15 protein-coding genes, 1 tRNA gene and 1 pseudogene are annotated in these 20,312 nt (G+C 43.2%); 14 read left to right on the top strand and 3 right to left on the bottom strand.

Annotated features, from left to right (window positions below):
* Positions 1-45 precede the first annotated feature (45 nt).
* From CIK96_RS07370 to CIK96_RS07350, 5 genes are all read left to right on the top strand, one after another.
* A complete protein-coding gene (locus tag CIK96_RS07370; protein WP_094440182.1) occupies positions 46-936 on the top strand; it encodes a hypothetical protein in 891 nt (296 codons plus the stop codon).
* Between the two features lie 1,473 nt (positions 937-2,409).
* Positions 2,410-3,450: a site-specific integrase gene (locus CIK96_RS07365; protein WP_094440181.1), complete on the top strand. Its 1,041-nt coding sequence runs from the start codon at positions 2,410-2,412 to the stop codon at positions 3,448-3,450.
* A 238-nt stretch (positions 3,451-3,688) separates the two neighbouring features.
* Positions 3,689-6,784, top strand: coding sequence for a hypothetical protein (locus CIK96_RS07360; RefSeq protein ID WP_094440180.1), 3,096 nt, complete (start codon positions 3,689-3,691; stop codon positions 6,782-6,784).
* Positions 6,785-6,950: 166 nt separating this feature from the next.
* Positions 6,951-7,556, top strand: a complete 606-nt coding sequence (locus CIK96_RS07355) for a hypothetical protein (protein WP_094440179.1) — start codon at positions 6,951-6,953, stop codon at positions 7,554-7,556.
* Between the two features lie 13 nt (positions 7,557-7,569).
* Positions 7,570-8,727, top strand: coding sequence for an OmpA family protein (locus CIK96_RS07350; protein WP_094440178.1), 1,158 nt, complete (start codon positions 7,570-7,572; stop codon positions 8,725-8,727).
* A gap of 217 nt (positions 8,728-8,944) precedes the next feature.
* Here CIK96_RS07350 and CIK96_RS07345 read toward each other — a convergent pair whose 3' ends face one another.
* The 3 genes and pseudogenes from CIK96_RS07345 to CIK96_RS07335 all read right to left on the bottom strand — a co-directional run bounded on the left by CIK96_RS07345 (position 8,945) and on the right by CIK96_RS07335 (position 10,506).
* Positions 8,945-9,274, bottom strand: a complete 330-nt coding sequence (locus CIK96_RS07345) for a helix-turn-helix transcriptional regulator (protein WP_094434324.1) — start codon at positions 9,272-9,274, stop codon at positions 8,945-8,947.
* 2 nt (positions 9,275-9,276) lie between these two features.
* Positions 9,277-9,615: pseudogene (locus CIK96_RS07340) on the bottom strand (type II toxin-antitoxin system RelE/ParE family toxin).
* Between the two features lie 820 nt (positions 9,616-10,435).
* Positions 10,436-10,506, bottom strand: a tRNA-Gln gene (locus CIK96_RS07335).
* Between the two features lie 147 nt (positions 10,507-10,653).
* Here CIK96_RS07335 and rsfS point away from each other — a divergent pair.
* From rsfS to trpA, 9 genes are all read left to right on the top strand, one after another.
* Entirely contained in the window at positions 10,654-11,013 is a 360-nt protein-coding gene (gene rsfS, locus CIK96_RS07330) for a ribosome silencing factor (RefSeq protein WP_094390525.1), read from the top strand.
* Positions 11,014-11,065: 52 nt separating this feature from the next.
* The gene (ftsH, locus tag CIK96_RS07325) at positions 11,066-13,132 is read left to right on the top strand and encodes an ATP-dependent zinc metalloprotease FtsH (RefSeq protein ID WP_094440177.1); all 2,067 of its coding nucleotides are present in this window, start codon (positions 11,066-11,068) and stop codon (positions 13,130-13,132) included.
* Positions 13,129-13,998, top strand: a complete 870-nt coding sequence (locus tag CIK96_RS07320) for a phosphatidate cytidylyltransferase (RefSeq protein ID WP_094440176.1) — start codon at positions 13,129-13,131, stop codon at positions 13,996-13,998. Before ftsH ends, CIK96_RS07320 begins: the two co-directional genes overlap by 4 nt.
* Before the next feature lie 63 nt (positions 13,999-14,061).
* Positions 14,062-15,015, top strand: a complete 954-nt coding sequence (locus CIK96_RS07315; protein ID WP_094440267.1) for a glycoside hydrolase family 5 protein — start codon at positions 14,062-14,064, stop codon at positions 15,013-15,015.
* Between the two features lie 656 nt (positions 15,016-15,671).
* The gene (locus CIK96_RS07310; protein ID WP_144007363.1) at positions 15,672-16,724 is read left to right on the top strand and encodes a hypothetical protein; all 1,053 of its coding nucleotides are present in this window, start codon (positions 15,672-15,674) and stop codon (positions 16,722-16,724) included.
* 307 nt (positions 16,725-17,031) lie between these two features.
* Positions 17,032-18,039 (top strand): anthranilate phosphoribosyltransferase, encoded by a 1,008-nt coding sequence (gene trpD / locus CIK96_RS07305; protein WP_173815640.1) that lies wholly within the window; start codon positions 17,032-17,034, stop codon positions 18,037-18,039.
* Between the two features lie 4 nt (positions 18,040-18,043).
* Positions 18,044-18,850: an indole-3-glycerol phosphate synthase TrpC gene (locus CIK96_RS07300; protein ID WP_094390521.1), complete on the top strand. Its 807-nt coding sequence runs from the start codon at positions 18,044-18,046 to the stop codon at positions 18,848-18,850.
* A complete protein-coding gene (locus CIK96_RS07295; protein WP_094434192.1) occupies positions 18,847-19,470 on the top strand; it encodes a phosphoribosylanthranilate isomerase in 624 nt (207 codons plus the stop codon). Before CIK96_RS07300 ends, CIK96_RS07295 begins: the two co-directional genes overlap by 4 nt.
* Before the next feature lie 60 nt (positions 19,471-19,530).
* A complete protein-coding gene (gene trpA / locus CIK96_RS07290; RefSeq protein ID WP_094440175.1) occupies positions 19,531-20,307 on the top strand; it encodes a tryptophan synthase subunit alpha in 777 nt (258 codons plus the stop codon).
* Positions 20,308-20,312 lie beyond the last annotated feature (5 nt).

Genomic DNA, 20,312 nt, shown 5'->3' with positions numbered 1-20,312 from the left:
TTTTCTTCAAACAAACTATTTATATTAGTAATTTTAATAAAAAAAATGATAGATTTTGATGTTGCAATAGAGTTGATTAGACGTAATGGTGGATTTAAACCTAATAAAAGAGATACATCATATTACAGAACTTATACCACTGAAGGTAATAGACCGTTACAAGCAAGGATTTCGAATCACGGTACTTGGTTATGGACTTGGTACGACAAAGATTATGACCCATCATATGCTATTAATTTCTGCGTTGTATTTCCTAAAAATGGTGAATATGATTCTGACGCGTCAGTTGATATGAGCATAAAGGGTAAAGAAGGGAATGTAATTGGGCAGAAAAAATCGTTCGAAGTAATACAATATGTTTACGATTGCCAACTGTTAGGCATTAATGATGCAGCACTGATTAATCAACAAGTACAATCTATTTGGCAGAACAAAGGCTTTAATGCCCCATTTGCTAACACACCTAAACACGCAAAAGTTATGATTTTAAGACCTAATGAACCAATAAAATCAATAATAGAAAATAAACAATATATAAAAATGAACAAGAAACTTATAAGATTAACAGAATCTGACTTACATAAAGTAATTAAGGAGTCTGTAAATAGAGTGTTGAATGAAATATCAATTGACACATTGCAAAGAGCACAAGATAAAGCTTTTAAAGATTTTGATTCAATGTTGTGGCTTGATGATGAAGATTATGACGAAGATTTGGATAACAAAAGGCAAAGACAATATAATGCTCTTAAAGACAGAATACATCAATTAAAGTCGCAAGGTGGAAAGAAAGTTTTCTATATTGTAAAACCTTGTGTGGCAGTCTTTTATGACGGAGAAGTCAAAAAGGTTTATATGACCCCTAATGAAGCAAAGCAATATAGCGAACAACACGATGGTAATATTTTCTTCCTTCAGCGAAGCAGAGGTCGTTAAATGGTATGGTTGACGCCTGTGGAAAATAGAATGATGGACGTCTCGGTCCTCGCGCACATGCGCACACGCGATGTTATCATTTATCGAACATCGAACACCAGTTCTGGGCAACTTGCAGTAAAACTGCATGTTGCGACGGTGTTCGATGCTCAAATTCTGGGGCTGTTCGAACATCCATCGAACACCTGTTGCCATCAGTTGCGATGATGGGATGTTGTGGGCGAATGGCAGCATCGCTTTCGCTACAGTTGTTTTAGTTTTTAAGAAATTTCGACCACACGACCACAGAGGTGTGCAACGTATTGTTGGTTAGTATTTTATGGTGTGGTCGATGCATGAAACATCGACCACACATCGACCACACAATTTCGAAAACATATTGCGAAAACTCAGATCTATCCGTCAAAATAACAATTGCCACTCAGAAATCAGCCAGAAATAAAACGGGTCGACAGTCTTTTGATAACGTTTAGCAAGACTATTGTCTAATGTATGGCAAAGGTATTGTCTAATGTATGGCAAGAGTATTGTCTAACGTTTGAAAAAGGTCTTTTCAACGTTTGAAAAAGGTGTTATCCAACGTTTGATAAAGGTGTTATCCAACGTTTGATAAAGGTGTTATCTAACGTTTGATAATGGTGTTATCTAACGTTTGATAATAATATTATCAAGGCTTGAGAAAAGTCTGATAAACTCAAGCCTCCCTACTTATACTTCGATATGTATGCTCAATCAGAGTCTCCTGTTGAGGATAGCTGGCGGTTCACGTGGTCGGAGTGGTGTTCGAAGGGTGTTTGAAATCTTAAGGTTTCGAACACCACTCAAAACCGTGAACTACTGTGAGTTAGGATGTATTGGTGTTCGAGTGTTCGAAATTTATTGAAAACTGAAATAACTGAGCGCACGGTCAAACGTAATGATGGGGGTGGGAAAGTACGCGTGGCGAACCGATGCTTACAGACCTATTCTGTGCTTTTACACAATATAAATAGGTGAAAACGATACGTCGCCTGCACCAATGTACTATTATTGTTGGATATTAATATAAATAGGTGTACAATTTATTGATGCATTAAAACGGTATAAAGCGAAAAATCAGAATGTAATAAAAGAACGTTTAAAAATATGCTGAAAAAACCTTGTAAAAACGAATTATAGGTTAAAATGCAAAGAAGACACAGAAAAGTGCCTCATACGAAGCACTTTGTGTCTCCTGTGCGGAGATTAGATTTCGAGTGCAAATGTAGAAATAATAATTGAAAACAACAAATGTTTTTATCTTTTTTTTTTAGAAAAACATAAAATTATTCAACTTTAATGTCTTTTATCAATTATTATGTATTATTATGCGCTAAGCATATAAAATCAATTTTTTTGTGTTTTTGCACACAATAATATCTATAATAGCGACGTTGAGGTAATGCTACGTATTGCAAACCTTATTGCTTTTGTGCAAACAAAAACACATTCAAGATGATAATTAAAATTGAATTGCCGAAAGGAATTATGAAAGGTAGTGCGACACTAGGTAAACTATCCATCACGCTGGACAAGGCTCAAGCCGACTACCTCGTGACCCATACTGACTATGTGCCAGCATGTTTATCCACTGTGGCAACGACACTTTCAGAGTTTGTCGAAACACTTGTGGAACAGTTACGAACCAACAACAAAGAGCGCATACGCGAAACCTACGCATGCGCTATGAATCGCTTCTTGCAATTTCGTGGTGGGCACGATATTGCCCTTGATGCCATTGGCAGTCAAGAAGTAGAAGCATTTGAAAGCCACTTGAAGCAGGCTGGACTTACGCTCAACACCGTGTCGTTCTACATGCGCGTGTTGCGAGCCATCTACAACAAAGCGGTGAGACAGCTGTCAATTACTGACAAACGACCCTTCGACCGAGTATTCACCGGATACCCACGCACTCCTAAGCGTGCGGTAGATGTTGAGACCATTACTCTGGTGGCAGGATATCGCACCACCAATGCTGACGAAGCCTTGGCACGCGACCTGTTTCTGTTCAGTTTCTATACCCGTGGCATGTCGTTTGTGGATATTGCCAATCTACGGAGATGTGACATCCGCAACGGACACCTTATTTATAAAAGGAGCAAGACGGGGCAGGAACTGCAAGTGGCATGGCGTCCAGAGATGCAAACCATTGTGGATCGTCACCCCTCACTCGATGGCGATCACCTCTTGGGAATGCTCAACAATGACGCAACACTCAAGTTGCGCCGCCAATACCAACAGCAACAAAGTAAAGTCAACTATCACTTAAAGCGCTTATCAATGCGTTTGGGACTATCCAAACCACTCACCATGTATGTTGCTCGCCACTCCTGGGCAACCATTGCCCGCGGTATGGACATCCCTGTCAGTGTGATCAGCGACAGTCTTGGTCATCACTCAGAAAAGACCACTCAGATTTATCTGAAGAGTATTGATGCCGACGTCATTGACCGTGCCAACGAAAAACTAATAGCCGCAGTAGAGAATAACGGCTAATAACCCCCTTCTGCCATAAAACCGTGCAGATTGGTATCAGGATGATAACCCACACTTAACTGCCTATCATCACGTCAACACCAAATTGACGAGTATATCAGTCTGCTCAAAAAAATATGCCAATAACAATACTTTTTGTTGACAGATGGGATAATTTCTAATCTCCGCACAGGAGATAATGGGGTTTTGTAAGAAATGTAGCATTTATATAATTGTTTAATTAATTTTTTTTAATCGTATGAACAAAAAGTATTTTAGCGTATTGCTGATGGGTGCGATGACCGTTGCAACCGTTGGCACTGTTACGTCTTGTAAGGACTACGATGATGACATTAGCAATCTGCAGGAGCAGATTGACAAATTGTCGGAGACCATCAAGAACATTCAGACGCAAATCAACAATGGTGCAATCCTCACCTCAGTAACTCCTACTGAAAACGGAATGACCATTACTCTGAATCAGAACGGTCAAACTAAAAACTACACTATTTCTAACGGTAAAGACGGTCAGAACGGTAAGTCTTGGAAGATTGGTGACAATGGTAACTGGTGGTACGACGAAGGTAACGGTTACGTTGACTCTAAATTCCCAGCACGTGGTGAAAATGGTAAGGATGGTGAAAACGGAAATAACGGTGAAAACGGTGCTGCCGGTGAGAACGGTGAGAATGGAAAATACTACGTTCCCAATCCTGAGACTGGTTGCTTCGACATCTACCAGGATGGCAAAAAGCTCGAATCTACCAACATTCCTTACACTGCAACTGCAGAAAACGCTATCACCGCAACTTGGGAGAAGGGCGTGCTGACTCTCGTAGGTGTGAAAGACGCAGTTGATGGTAAGATCGTATTGAACCTGAACTCAGTACTCCGCGCAATGGTATTCAACCCATCTCACTATGTTGATGGTGTTGAGGCTATTGATCTCGCAACCTATACTTATCAGCCTCTGGGTGTGAAGAAAGTTGATGCTGATGGCGACTTCGCTACCGACGCTCCTTTCAACGCTCTGCTTGCTGACGGTGTGACTGTAGAGTCTCCCCTCTACTTCGCTCCTGATATGAAGGCTTCTTATTTCCTGAACCCCTCTAACGCTGACGTTACTGAGGAAGCTAAGGACTATAAGTTCCTCATGAGCAGCGCTAAATATACAGACTTTACTCGTGCAGCTGCTACTTCTATCTTTACTGTGAAGAAGGTAGAGAACAAAGATGGTAAGCTGAACGTAACTGCAAAGTATGATGGTGAGGCTATCAAGCAGTTGGAATACACTTGGACTGAAGATCGCGAGATGACTCTCGTTGCTCTGCAATATACTAAGGACGATGCTACTGTAACTTCTGACTTCGCAACACTTACTACTTCAGATTACAGCAACGTACATATTCTTAGCGCTCAGTCAGCATTTACCGACTGGCAGGCATGGTTGTTTACAGATGCAAACACTGCAATTACCAGCGACAAATCAACTAAGGACCTTGTAACTCCTGTTGCAGAAGTTAAGTACGACAATGATAAGGGTATCGACCTTCGTTCTTTGATTCGCACTTCATGGACTGTTAAGTACAACCCTGTAACTGTTGAAACTACGAACGCTACTGAAGAGAAAGTGAAGGAAGCTGGTTTCAAATATAGCTTCGAACTCGTAGGTTACCACACTGGTGTTAACGAGACTTCACAGAGTGCTCACGCTGCTATTGCTGCTGACGGTTATACCCTGCGTCCTCAGGCTGTTGACGATAACGGTAAGCAACAGGCTTACGGTGCTGCTCAGACTCGTGCCATCATCGGTCGCGAACCTCTGGTACGTGTTATCCTGAATGATACCGTTCACAACAAGATTGCTGCTGTTGCCTACATGAAGATTAAGATTGCAGAAAACGTAACTACTGCTGATCCAACTCAAATCACTAAGGACTTCGCTGACAACACTGCATTCACTCTGAACTGTGACGATGCTAACCCCGCCCTCAACAAGAAGGTGACTTGGTATGAAATCGAGAACAAGATTCTTGCTGACAAACAGGTTAACATGTCTAAGGTTGAATTCGAGGATACTTACCAGCTCGATGGTCCTGCAACTGACTTGACCCAGTTCGACAAGAATACAATCAATGCTAACGCTATCAGTCCTAAGATTGGTAAAGTTATCGTTACTACCGCTGACGTTAACGGTACTATGACTCAGGTTCTCCAGTGGACAATGTCTGGAAATGAGGCTTACACACACTTCAACACTGCTGACGCTACTGGTAAGAAGCCAACTTCTATTAGCACATACGTTCGCTACACCTTGAAGTCTGGTAAGACTGCTCCTAACAAGTACATCTATGTGAAGTTCACTTGGACTCCTTCTGCTATCAACATCAATCCTGTTGCTAACTTCGGTAATCAGAACAAGATCCAGAAGGCTTGGTACGCTGCCAATAACTTGACTGCAGGTTCTGGATACGATGAAATCCACGGTAACGTAGAGCAGATGGGTAAACCAACTTCTAACGACGAATTCAAGTTCGATATCAAGAATAACCTCCTTGGCAACAAGATTACTGTTGACCAGATGGCTGCTCCATACGACAAGCTGAACAGCACTGTAGCTGCAAACGCTCAGTTCACCTTCGTTACTGATACTGATAACGGTTTCTATGCAAGTGCTGATGGTCTGACTCTTTATGGTGACAGAGATGAAACCTATAAGATTGCCACTATGACATCTGATGGTATTGTTACACTGTCTAAGGATGCCAAAACACTCGAAAAGCTTAATAGATGGAGTCCTAAGAATATTGATAAGGTCCTCACCGCACGTGTTGCTGTTAAGTCAAGCCTCTGCTGGGGTGCTGGCATCAAGATCAACAACAGCGCATTTAACGTGAAGTTCATCCGTCCTATCTCTGTTGAGAGCGCAACTGCTGAATTTACCGACGCTGTTGCTACAACATCTGATGTTAAGCTGACCTTCAAGAACTGGAACGGCTACGACTTTACCGATCCTAATCGTGCATTCCCTTCTACCGACTACTTCAATTACTATAAGGTTTCTGGTATTGAGTTGAATATTGGAAATGCAACTACCGACTTGAATGGTGTGGAGAAGAAGTTGAGTGAAGTTACCAGTAAGATTGAACTGACCTACACTGCACCTGCTCTTAGCGCTGACGGTTATATCGTAGCTAACCAATATGGTAAGCTGACTTACAACAACAACGGTCTGACCGTTGGTACCTTCCACATTACTATCCCTGCTAAGATTACTTACGAATGGGGCGTATTGGATACTAAGGTTGTTGTTACAGTCAAGGAATCACAAGTTGCAAGAACTGTAAGAAAGTAACAGTTAAATACTTTTTCATATAAATCAAGAGGGAGGGCAGGCATGGCTGAGACAGCACGTGCCTGCCTTTTTTAAACTCAAATTGGTCATTAGGTTAATATACATGATACACCTTTTCGGTCTAATGACCGATTTGGGTTCATTTACAATGTAAAATCAAGATAATATGAAACATATATTCAATAAAGGTCAAGTCCTCACGATGGCTGTCGCACTCGTTGTGTTGATGGCTGTCGGATGCAAACAAAACAAACCCGAACCAAAGGAAACCGGTTTTGAACTGGCTCTGACCAATGCCGACTCTGCGGCTGTGGTGCAACTCGTAGATCAATTCTTTGGATATGCTGAACACGGTGGCTACACCGATGCGGCTGCCATGATTCATAAGGCATACAACAATCCGGATTCGGTCTATCTCGAACCAGAGCCACTCGACAACCAACAGCTCAACCGCATGATTGGCATGCTGAAGAGCTTGAAGATCAAGAGCCACCATATCGACTACATCAAGTTTAATCAGACTTACCTCAACGAGGTGAAGTGCACGGCCTTCCTCACCGATAAGACTGAAGGTCCTGATGTGATCAAAACGGTGTTCTATTTCAAACCTGTAGATTATATGGGCGCATGGAAACTCTGTATGATGGATTCTCATTCGGGCGACCATACGGTCATTGACGGCGATAAGCGCGACTCGATGACAAATACCTATCAGCAGGAAATGAGGGAGAAAAACCTCAAAAAACTGAAATCAACAAATTCACACAAGTAAAAAAGAAGAAACAATGAAACCTGTTAAAACATTATTAGCCGCTGCACTGATGGCTACCGGCATGGCTACTGCCCATGCACAAACTACTTATACTGATCGTGACGGAAACGAATATCAGTTTAAGAAACATTGGTTCCTCGATGTTCAGGCTGGTGGACAATACACCCTGGGAGAAGCTAAATTCGGTGATCTCCTGTCGCCAAACTTCCAAGGAGCTATCGGATATCAGTTCTCGCCAGTAGTTGGAGTGCGCGCACAAGCCAACGGTCTGTGGAGCCGCGGCGGATGGGCTGGCTTCCGCGCAAAGGTGGGAGACAAACCCTACAACGCTACTTATAAATATAAATATGTGGCTCCGGGACTCGATGTGATGGTCAATCTCTCTAACCTCTTCTGCGGTTGGAATCCTATGCGCACACTGAACGTGAGTGCTTTCCTCGGTGGAGGCATCAACTGGGCAGGTGGCAATGGAGAGGTCAACAATATTGCTGCTACGCTCAAAAACGTGGATGACTACAATCTGGAGTATCTCTGGCAAGGTAAAAAGGTGCGTCCTTTCGGTCGTGCAGGTGTGGATGTGGCTATTCGCATCAACAATACACTGAGCTTTATGGTAGAGGGTAACGCCAATATCATCAGCGATAAGTATAACTCAAAGAAGGCTGGAAATGCCGACTGGTACTTTAATGCACTGGCAGGAGTGCGCATCAATTTGGGCAAAAGCTATACTAAACGCCAGAAACCTCAGGTGATTGAAACTCAGCCACAGCAAGTTGTGGAACCCGCTCCCCAGACAGTGGCTCCTGTAGAACAGCCTAAAGCTGAAACCGTAGAGGTGAAGAAGGTGGAAGAAATACGTCGCGACGTATTCTTTGTCATCAATTCAAAAGTTGTTGCCAAGGCTGAACAGGATAAAATCAAGGAAGTGGTTGATTTCCTCAACTCTTATCCTGAAGCAAAGGTGACCGTTACTGGATATGCTGATGCAGGAACTGGAAACAATACCATCAACGACCGTCTCGCTGCTCAGCGTGCCAATGCTGTTGTTAAAGTGCTGACCGAACAGTATGGTATTGCCAAAGCCCGTATCACTTCTGATTCAAAGGGCGCACGTGTGCAGCCGTTTGCTGAAAACGACAAAAACCGTGTGTCTATTGTGATTGCGAAATAATAAACAGATATAAATAGTTAGAGCATTGAATACTTCTGCAATCATTTTCTGTGTTTTTTTAGGATACTTCGTTTTAGTGGGTATCTGTATTGTCCTGATACTAAAACTTCTGGCTGATAGAAATAAGCGGAAACTTGAATAACAGGACAGAAACAATTATTAAAAGTGGTTGGGACTGCGATTGCCAATAGGCAACGCAGTCCTTTTTAGGTATTCTTTACCATAAAGCCACTTTTCCTGCAGTACCTAAATCAACGGTTGCAGTTACTACACCAAGAGCCTTAAATACTCTTCTCATAGTAGGTATAGTTATGCTGTAACCTTTTTCTAATCGAGAGATTTGTGCTCTTTTCACACCAATACGTTCACCCAGTTGTTCTTGGGTCAAGTTCTGCTCTATACGAGCTTTCTTGATGGCTTCTCCCAAACGGCAAGCATGTAAAGCTTCGTCCACGTCACTTTCAAAAGCGTCACGTTTCGGAGTGCCAACTTTTCCAAAGTGCTTGTCAAGCACATCGTCCAATGGAGTAAGATTCATCTGTGCCATAATCATTTGTTTTTAAAATATTCTTTTCTAATAGCTTCTGCTTTCGCAATTTCCTTGCTTGGCGTTTTTTGGGTTTTCTTGATGATTCCGTGAGTGGCAATTACCAATGTTTCTTTTTCTTTGTCCCAAAAAGCAAATAAACGATAAGCAGTTTTGTTGTACAATGTACGAAATTCCCATATTTCCGAGTTTTCCAACTTTTTGAAAAGTTCCTTGTTGCGTTCTCCACCTGCAACACGCTTGATGTTTTAGTAGATCTTGTAAGATACTGCTTCGGGTAAACTTTCAATAAAGTTTTGTGCCTCGTCAGTTAAGACAAGACGGAAGATGTTTTGTGCCATACATTCTCAATTTGCTGCAAAGATAGATATTATGTTTCATAAACAAGAAACATTTTGGACTTAAATGTATCTTATAGCTCATTTTTAACATTTTGAAAGCGAGAAAATGCACATAAAGAACTTATAATGGTTGAATTGGAATAAAGAAATATCCAACTTGTAAATAGATATGATTTTCGTTAATCCACTTAATTGTGTACCTCTATTAGAGGTGAGAAGATTACAAAACTGTTTATTTTAAGCTATTCTGCAGGTTTCAGCGTATTTTTATCATAAGATCATTCTGGTATTTAGTTTATGACTCCGTCTTTGTAATGTATTATGGAAATATGTTTACTTGCGTAATACGTTCTGCATTCATTACTCTATTACAGTTTTACAGTTTTACAGTTTTTGAAAAGCAAAAACGATGGTTTTATAGCGGTTTTACGGGTTGGGAACCATGAAAAACGACTCAATTAGACCAAAAAATCGTTTTTGAAAACTGTAAAACTGTAAAACTGTAATGGAGCGGGAAATGTAGTCATGGTACTATTTTATTACATTGCTATACTAATTGCGCTGCTGTGGCACTGTGTGTTTCATCGACTCATGGCTGTGGTGCTTCCGTAGTAAGTCCCAAGTGAGTCCGCAGTAAGTCCCAATAAATTACGGTCGGAATGGGAGAAAGAGGGGAGATGCGGCGAACTGAAAAGGAATGTAGTTCTGATGAAGTAACGGTCAGACTACATGAAACTCATCGGCAGAAACATATTTTACTAAGGAAAAAGCAAAAAAATAAGTGCCGCAAACCATCGTAGTTTGCAACACTCTCACTGTGTTGGGGTACCCGGATTCGAACCAGGAAAGGCAGGACCAGAATCTGCAGTGTTACCATTACACCATACCCCAATGCCTTAATTGCGGATGCAAAGGTACGGCTTTTTTTTGAAACAACAAAAAAAAACGCGATTTTTTTCTAAAAAACTGCAAAAAAACAGCATAATAAGCACTATTATCAAGAAATAAACTTATCTTTGCAATTCAAATAGAATAAAAATGGAACAATCGACACAACTCGTAGAAACTATAATAAAAGGAATACAAGAGAAAAAAGGTAAAGACATCGTGGTGGCTGACTTGCAACACATTGAAGGCACCATCTGCAAATATTTCGTAATATGCCAAGGTGCATCACCTACACAGGTGGATGCTATTGCTGACTCGGTGGCGGAAACCGTCAGAAAGGAACTCGCAGAGAAACCTATTGCGGTGGCTGGAACGGAAGCGGCACAGTGGGTGGCTATCGACTTTGCCGATGTCATGGTGCACGTGTTTCTGCCGGACGTGAGAGAGTACTACGATTTGGAACATCTCTGGGACGATGCTGACGTGAAACACCTTCCCGACTTAGACTGACATTGAAACAATGACGGCCCCCATGCGGCGGGCCATATATTATATATAAGGTATGAACGATAATCAAAAGAAAGAACCTAACATGAATATGCCACGCTTCAATATGAGCTGGCTTTATGGACTTGTCATCATTGGCATTGCCATCGCAATGTTCACACAGGGTGGCTCTTCATCCAGCGTCAACATAAAACGAACATACACCCAGTTTCAGACTATGGTGATGAAAGGATATGCCCAGAAGATTGTGGTCAATAAAAACAAGGATGTACTTCACATGTATCCTAAAAAGGAACACCTGAGAGATGTTTTCAACGGTGGTGTGAAACAAGTGGGACAGAACCCTACTGTGGAAGTGGAAATCGGTTCTGTGGAACAAGTGGAACGCTTTGTGGAGCAGGCGCGGGCACAGAAGAAATTCAGTGGCGACTTCTCATACGACAATGAACAGGACAGTGCACTGCTTCATACTATATTCATCAATGTCTTGCCATTGGTGATTATTGTGGCTATTTGGATATTCATCATGCGCCGTATGAGCGGTGGCAAAGGAGGAAGCGGAGGAATATTCAATGTAGGAAAGTCAAAGGCTCAGATGTATGAAAAGGGCGGTGAACTGAACATTACCTTTAAAGATGTGGCTGGTCAAGCCGGGGCAAAACAGGAAATGCAAGAGATTGTGGATTTCCTCAAAAACCCACAGAAATATACTGAACTGGGAGGAAAAATACCCAAGGGCGCACTGCTCGTAGGCCCTCCAGGAACGGGTAAGACGTTGCTTGCCAAAGCCGTGGCGGGCGAAGCTGGCGTGCCGTTCTTCTCTATGAGTGGAAGTGACTTCGTAGAGATGTTTGTGGGTGTGGGGGCCAGTCGTGTGCGCGACCTCTTCCAACAAGCTAAGCAAAAGGCTCCTTGCATCATCTTCATCGACGAGATTGACGCCGTGGGACGTGCCCGCTCGAAAAATCCATCAATGGGTGGAAACGATGAACGTGAGAATACGCTCAATGCGCTGCTCACGGAGATGGACGGATTTGGTACCAACAGCGGAATTATTACGCTGGCAGCCACCAACCGTGCGGATATGCTCGACTCGGCACTGCTGCGTGCAGGACGCTTCGATAGACAGATTCATGTGGATCTTCCCGATTTGAACGAACGCAAGGAGGTGTTTATGGTACACCTCAGACCATTGAAACTCGACGATACTGTAGATGTGGACTTCTTGGCACGTCAGACTCCAGGATTCTCTGGCGCTGACATTGCTAATGTGTGCAACGAAGCTGCCCTGATTGCAGCGCGCCACAATAGCCATAGAGTGGGCAAGCAGGATTTCCTTGATGCGGTTGACCGCATCATCGGAGGATTGGAAAAGAAAACCAAAATCATGACCAACGAGGAAAAACGCTCGATCGCTATACACGAAGCGGGTCACGCTACCATATCATGGTTTACAGAACATGCTAACCCACTCGTCAAAGTGAGCATCGTGCCACGTGGCGGAGCACTGGGCGCTGCATGGTATCTGCCCGAAGAGCGCGTAATCCAAACCAAGGAGGCTATGCTCGATGAGATGTGCTCACTGTTGGGCGGACGCGCGGCAGAGGAACTCTTCATCGGACATATCTCTACTGGAGCGATGAACGATCTGGAACGCACTACCAAACAGGCTTATGGCATGATTGCCTATGCCGGTATGGGTGACAAATTGCCCAATATCTGCTATTACAACAATAGCGAATACCAGTTCCAGCGTCCTTACTCTGAAACGACCGCTAAGGTGATGGACGATGAGGTGCTGAAGATGATCAACGAACAATATGACCGTGCCAAGCAGATTCTCAGCGAACATAAGGAAGGACATGCTCAATTGGCTCAGCTACTGATAGAGCGTGAGGTGATATTCGCAGAGGATGTGGAGAAAATATTCGGCAAGCGCCCATGGACCAGTCGTGCGGAAGAATTGCTTGAGGCTCAGCAACGTGCGGAAGCAGAGCGCATGGCAGAGGAACGTGGCAAGCGACTGGAGGCTGAGGCTGCACTGAAAGCACAACAAGAGAATAATGCCACACCAGTGGATGACAACGATACGGATAATCAAAACAAAGAAGAAAATCAATGAAAAACTTTATAGTAAGAGCCATTACCGGTATATTATTTGTGGCTGCCGTTGTGGCAAGTTTTCTGCGCCCTGAAGCTATGGTGCTGCTCTTCGCATTCATCACCGGACTCACTATATGGGAGTTTGGAGGACTGGTAAATCAGCGCGAAGGGGTGGCCATCAATCGCTTCATCACTACTGTGGCTGGTGTGTATTTCTTCCTTGCCATGACTTTCTTCTGTAGCGATGTCTATGGAGGAATGGCAAAATCGGTGGTGTTTATCCCTTATCTGGTGACGGTCATCTATCTTATCGTTGCAGAACTCTATCTGAAACAAACTGATCCAATCAACGACTGGGCATATACGATGTTCTCACAGATGTATATTGCACTGCCGTTCTCACTGCTTAATGTGTTGGCATTTAATGCAACACCAGAGGGAATCGTGATGTTTAATCCCATACTGCCACTGTCGGTATTTGTCTTCTTGTGGATGAACGACACGGGTGCCTACTGCGTGGGTTCGCTACTTGGACGTCACAAACTCTTCCCAAGAGTATCGCCAGGAAAATCATGGGAAGGAAGTATCGGTGGATGTGTCGTAGTATTGGCTGTGGCATGGGTCATTGCTAATTATGTAGATAACGGGCAGTTGTTGGGCATGACGTCGATGCTGGCCACATGGGAATGGCTCGGATTAGGACTCGTCGTTGTGGTGTTTGGTACCTGGGGCGATTTGGTGGAGAGCCTGTTTAAACGCACCATGGGCATCAAGGACAGTGGCAATATACTGCCAGGACATGGAGGAATGCTCGACCGCTTCGACTCTTCGCTCTTGGCTATTCCTGCGGCTGTGGTCTATCTCTACACCATCTCTTTGTTCTGAACCAATTTCTCCTAACAATAACAAAACAGAAAACTAATGATGAATGAACACTTTCCGGCAGCATTGAAAACGCTTTTTCTTGCTGTCGTTATGCTTATGGCAGCTGCAACAGTTAAGGCTGCAGACCCCGTAAAACAGTATGGACAGTTGCAAGTGAAAGGTGCACAACTCTGTGACCAACAAGGAAACCCTGTTATCCTGCGTGGCGTCAGTCTGGGATGGCATAATCTCTGGCCACGATTCTATAACAAACAGGTAGTGAAGACCCTCAAGACGGATTGGAATGCTTCGGTCATTCGTGCCGCTATGGGAATACTGATAGAAGACAATTACTTGGAGAATCCAGATTTCGCTATGCAGTGCATGACACCGGTCATTGAGTCGGCTATCAAGAATAATGTCTATGTCATCATCGACTGGCACAGCCATAACCTCAAAACTGCTGAGGCTAAAGACTTCTTCGGTCGTATGGCGCAGCGCTACGGCAAGTATCCGCACGTCATCTACGAGATATATAACGAACCTGTGGAAGATACATGGGCTGACCTGAAGAAGTATGCTACTGAGGTGATTTTCGAAATCAGAAAGTATGACCCTGATAATATTGTCCTCGTAGGTTGCCCACACTGGGATCAGGATATCCATTTGGTGGTTGAGAGTCCATTGCAGGGTTTCAATAATATCATGTACACCGTACATTTCTATGCAGCCACACACGGCGACTATCTGCGTGAGCGAACAGAAGAGGCTGTAAAGAAAGGAATCCCCGTGTTTATCTCTGAAAGTGGTGCTACTGAAGCCAGTGGTGATGGAAAGATTGACCCTGTGAGTGAAGAACAATGGATTCAGATGTGTGAAAGACTTGGCATCAGTTGGGTATGCTGGTCTATCAGCGACAAAAACGAGAGTTGCTCAATGCTCTTGCCACGTGCTACTGCCACCGGTCCTTGGCCCGACGATGTCATCAAGGAGTATGGCAAACTGGTGAAAGGATTGCTTTGGAAATACAATAAATAATATTCCCATTGCCAAATGAAGTGTAGTGGGATGAATCTGTTTGATGAGGATTATTCTGTCTGAGCCGATATTCTGATTAATGATGATGAATACAAAAATAGGAAAGAGCGACGACCCCGCTGGGCTGTCGCTCTTTCTTGAATAAAAAAAGGACTAATGAATATCGCTGTCTGTTGCAATTTCGAAATGGAGAAGTCACTCACTCTTTACTTCTCCTTTCGGTTCTGTGGGTAGCAGATTCACATCTGTAAGAAACAGAACTATAATAATATCCTTTTGTGTTTTTATACTTCGCTTTTGTGCTATACCACGCTTGGTGAGAATACGAACAACGAAGGTCATCAAGTGAATGCACCGGTAACTAACAGAAAGATCAGTGCTTCATGGTGTAAAATCTTCAAAATAGTCATTCATGTAGTGTTTATGAGTCGGGTTGATTGATTCGTTATGGGAACTTCTATCCCGGCGCATCCATCCTGTTGACGATTGCAAAATTATAGTAATATACTGCAATATACAAATTTACAGTACCTTAAATATAGTCAAAAACACAATAAATTATCAAATTTTTACCTAAAAAACGGTCAATCTCAAACTTTTTTCGTAATTTTGTCAACGATATCAATGTAGTAATTACCAACCCACCCCAGACCATTATGTATAGTAACGACGATATGTCATTCAGAGCGGATTTTGAACCGTTCGTTCAAATGGCCAAGAAATTCTTCCATAGGGAGAAAAACTATCTTGACACACAACGCCAGCTGATTACCTGCTGGTACACGTTCCTACTTTCCATTGGATTGGTTGCCAATCTGATGGAACTGACTGGTCCTACAAGTGAATTTTTTAAGTATAGCAATGGAACATTGTTGGCTCTTACTTGGATCTGGTTTGTTGGATATGCACTGCAATGGTTTCGTGTCAATACAGTAGTAAGGCTCATGACACTCACCACACTGGTGGTGATGACTACAAATGCTATCTATGGAGCTATTGTGCCAGATATGCAACACATGCATGTGGTTATCCTTATACAAATGATAGTGCTATTGGGAAATATCACTTTCTCACTTGCTACGTATCAGACCATGTTTTCACTTATTAATATAGGTGTATCGATATTGGCGTATGTATTGTGTGCACTATTTACCAACGATCCGATGATGATACAGAGTCTGGCTATCGTGGTGCTGACTTTGCTCTATACAGGAGTACTTGGTGTGCATATTTCCAGCAATGCGGAACGACTGCAGAAGGAAAACACGATGATGAAACACGATGAAGCGGAATTACTGCACATCTTGCGACTCAATAAGAAACAAGTGAAATCGTATATCAGACTGGCAAGGGCTGAATACACGGAAGACCAAACACGGTTGCTGTTGGCACAGTTTGATGAAACAACGCAGCGACATATAATTGCCAATGTGACGCGATTCATACGTGCTGAGGCTTCAGTTAGCCAGCGCATTGAGAAGGCTTTCCCCGAACTGACACCTTCTGAGCGACGTATAGTACAGCTTATTCTGCGTGACAGAAAACTCAGCGATCTTTGCTCGCTACTCAATAAAACGGAGTCGAATATCAATACCCAACGTGCTAATATCCGCAGAAAGCTGGGACTTCAGCCGAAAGACAATCTCAAAGATAAACTCGAAGAACGCATGAGGGGGTATGTAGATATTCAGGATATCATGGTAAGGTGATGACAAAAAACAAATTGTAGGAGATTTGTACTTTTTATGTGCGTTATGTAGTTTTTTCTGGCGATTTATTTGCAGATTAAAAGAAAATGATTACTTTTGTACCCGAATAATCATTCAAACAAAAAAAGACAATGACAATATTTGTATCTACAGCATGGTGGTGGCGCAACTCAAGATTGAAAGAATCGTGAGTCGAACAGCCGTGTGGATACTTAAAGAATAAACAAGAGGCCTGTCGTTCTTACGATGGGCCTCTTTTCTTTATAGATAACAAACATAAAATGAATAATAAAAGGAGAATAACATCATGGAAATGAAAGACATTTTGAACAGAATGTTGAATCACGAGGCGCTGACTCGTGAAGAAACGAAGAACATCATTGTGGGAATCACACAAAGCGAATTTCCTGAAGAACAGATTATCGCACTGCTCACTGCACTGCAAATGCGTGGCGTGACAGTGGATGAATTGCTGGGATTTCGTGACGGTATTTTAGCAACGGGTGTACCTGCTATCCTCGATTGCGACAGATATATTGATGTGGTGGGAACTGGTGGTGACCGCAAAAATACGTTTAATATTTCAACGACTTCGTGCTTCGTTATTGCCGGTGCTGGCTATAAGGTGGCAAAACATGGTAACTTTGCATCCACATCGGTAAGCGGCGCATCGAATGTTATCAGAAACCATGGTGTGGATTTTACCGATGATATCGATAAACTCAACCGAAGCATCAACGAGGCTGGTGTCGTATATCTACACGCCCAACTCTTTGCCATGGCCATGAAATTTGTCGGTCCTATCCGCAAGGCATTGCAGTTTCCTACAGTATTCAACCTATTAGGTCCGTTGGTCAATCCCAGTCAGCCCAAGTGTCAGTTGCTCGGTGTTGCCAATCTCGACCAGATGCGACTCTACCGTCAGGTATATCAGAAAATTGGAATCGACTATGGTATCGTCAATAGTATTGATGGTTACGATGAAATATCACTGACTGGCGACTTTAAAGTGACTACCAACGACTATGAACGGGTGTTCCGGCCTGAAGATCTTGGCTTTGCTGTTGCAAGTCCGGAAGAACTTAAAGGTGGTGCCACAGAGGAAGAGGCGAAGGAAATATTCGATGCTGTACTTGAAAACCGTGCTTTGCCCGCACAAAAGAATATTGTACTTGCCAATGCTGCCTTTGGTATTCAAGTCATGGAAAAGGGTAGTAAGAGCATTGAGGAATGTATAGATATTGCCCGTGAGAGTATTGACAGTGGAAAAGCTCTTGCTACATTCCGTAAGTTTGTGGAACTCAACCGCAATTGATGCTATGGATATTCTGGAAGAGATCATCGCCCATAAGCGAATTGAGAATGAGCGCAACCGCCAAATTATGCCATTAAGGAAACTTGCTACTGAGGTCGATCGGCTGATGGAAAGCAAAGGACAGCAGGCAGAGGGTGGCAGTATGCGTAAAGCGCTTATAGATTCTACTTCGGGCATTATTGCCGAGTTCAAGCGTCGTTCACCATCTAAAGGTTGGATACACCAGTCGGCACTGGCAACAGAGGTTCCCCTCTCGTATCAACAGCATGGTGCTGCCGCTTTGAGTATCTTGACCGATGAGACTTATTTTGGCGGTAACGACTCGTTTATTGTTGATGCGAGACAGAGTGGGGTAACTATCCCTGTGCTTTACAAGAATTTTGTGATTGACGAATACCAGTTGTTACAAGCTCGTCGCTGTGGAGCTTCTGCCGTATTGCTAATAGCTGCAGCCATCGACCATGATACTTGCAGTCAACTGTGTCGTGAAGCTCACAATTTAGGAATGGAAGTGTTGTTGGAGATGCATGGTGAGCGCGACCTCGATTATGCCGACCTCGCTCCTGATCTTTACGGTATCAACAATCGTAATCTGGGAAGTTTTGTGACTGATGTGGAAAACAGTTTTCACATGGCAAGCCGTTTACCAAAAGAAGGATGCAAGGTCAGCGAAAGTGGACTCTCCAATCCCGAAACGGTCAATAGCCTTCGACTTGCCGGCTATCGCGGATTTCTAATGGGTGAACAGTTTATGAAACAAGAACATCCAGGACTTGCTCTTGATGCGTTTATCAAAGATTTGGCACGATGATCGTTAAAGTATGTGGTATGCGCGATGCCGATAATATCCGTCAAGTAGCCCAGTTGGGTATTCATATGATGGGATTCATCTTCTATCAGAAATCTCCCCGTTGCGTCAGTCGTCCTGTATCACGTTGTGAGGCGGATGCCGGTGTGGAGCGTATTGGCGTATTTGTTAATGATTCGGTAATGCATATTCTGCAATGTATCAATGATTACAACCTCAATGGCGTGCAACTTCATGGTCAAGAGACACCGGAATTTTGTCGTCGGCTGAAAACGAATGGGGTGGAATTGCTACTCAAGGCTGTCAGTGTGGCATCTGTCAACGACTTGAAACAATGTGGCGCATACGATGGAATTGTAGATTACTTCGTATTCGATACAAAGACTCCAGATTATGGAGGTAGTGGAAAATGTTTTGACTGGGAGGTGTTGCGTCATTACAAGGGAACTACACCTTTCCTATTGAGTGGCGGACTTGGCATGCACAACACCGAAGAGCTACTCCGCTTCCAACATCCACGATGGTGTGGTATCGATCTCAACAGTTGTTTTGAAGTAGCACCTGGTCATAAAGATGTGGCGCTACTCAAGCAATATCTGCAAACTGTTCGCGAAATATTGTGATATACATTAATAATAAATAAGGAGTTGGTACTCCGACAACATCGACAAGAATAAAAAACAATGAACAAGATAAATCAACTTTTCCAAAATGCCAGTCGGCGCAAACTGCTATCGTTGTATTTCTGTGCAGGCTGTCCAGATATTGACAATACAGCAGATGTCATCAAGACCATGCAGCGTCGTGGCATCGATATGATAGAAGTGGGTATGCCCTTTAGTGACCCATTGGCAGATGGTCCTGTCATTCAGAGTGCTGGTACTGTAGCATTGAAAAACGGCATGACACTCGATCTGCTGTTGCGCCAGTTGGCTGCCATCAAGGATGAAGTCACAATACCACTGGTATTGATGGGTTATCTGAATCCCGTTATGCATATGGGATATGAAACCTATTTCAGTCGTTGTGCTGAAAGCGGTATCAGTGGAACCATCATTCCTGATCTGCCTTTCGATGATTATCTGAATGTGGTCAAACCTATTGCCGACCGTTATGACATTCGAGTTATCATGATGATTACACCTGAAACCAGTGAAGAGCGCATCCGATTCATCGATGAACATACTGACGGTTTTATTTATATGGTCAGTTCGGCTGCCATTACTGGTGCGCAAAACAGTTTCGATGAGGCTAAACTTGCCTATTTCAACCGCATCAATAATATGCATTTGCGCAATCCGCGCATGATAGGGTTTGGCATCAGCAACAAACAGACCTTAGAGAGTGCGCAACAGAATGCAGCAGGAGCTATTATCGGTAGCAAGTTTGTGACGCTACTCAGAGAAACTGGTAATGCCAATCAAGCACTCGATGCACTCTATGAAGCTCTTCAAAAATAAAACAG

Source organism: Prevotella sp. P4-98 (assembly GCF_002251405.1).
In the GTDB taxonomy this organism is placed as follows: Bacteria; Bacteroidota; Bacteroidia; order Bacteroidales; family Bacteroidaceae; genus Prevotella.
Note: the sequence above shows the minus strand (reverse complement) of the source record. Positions and strands in the feature narration are given on the sequence as shown.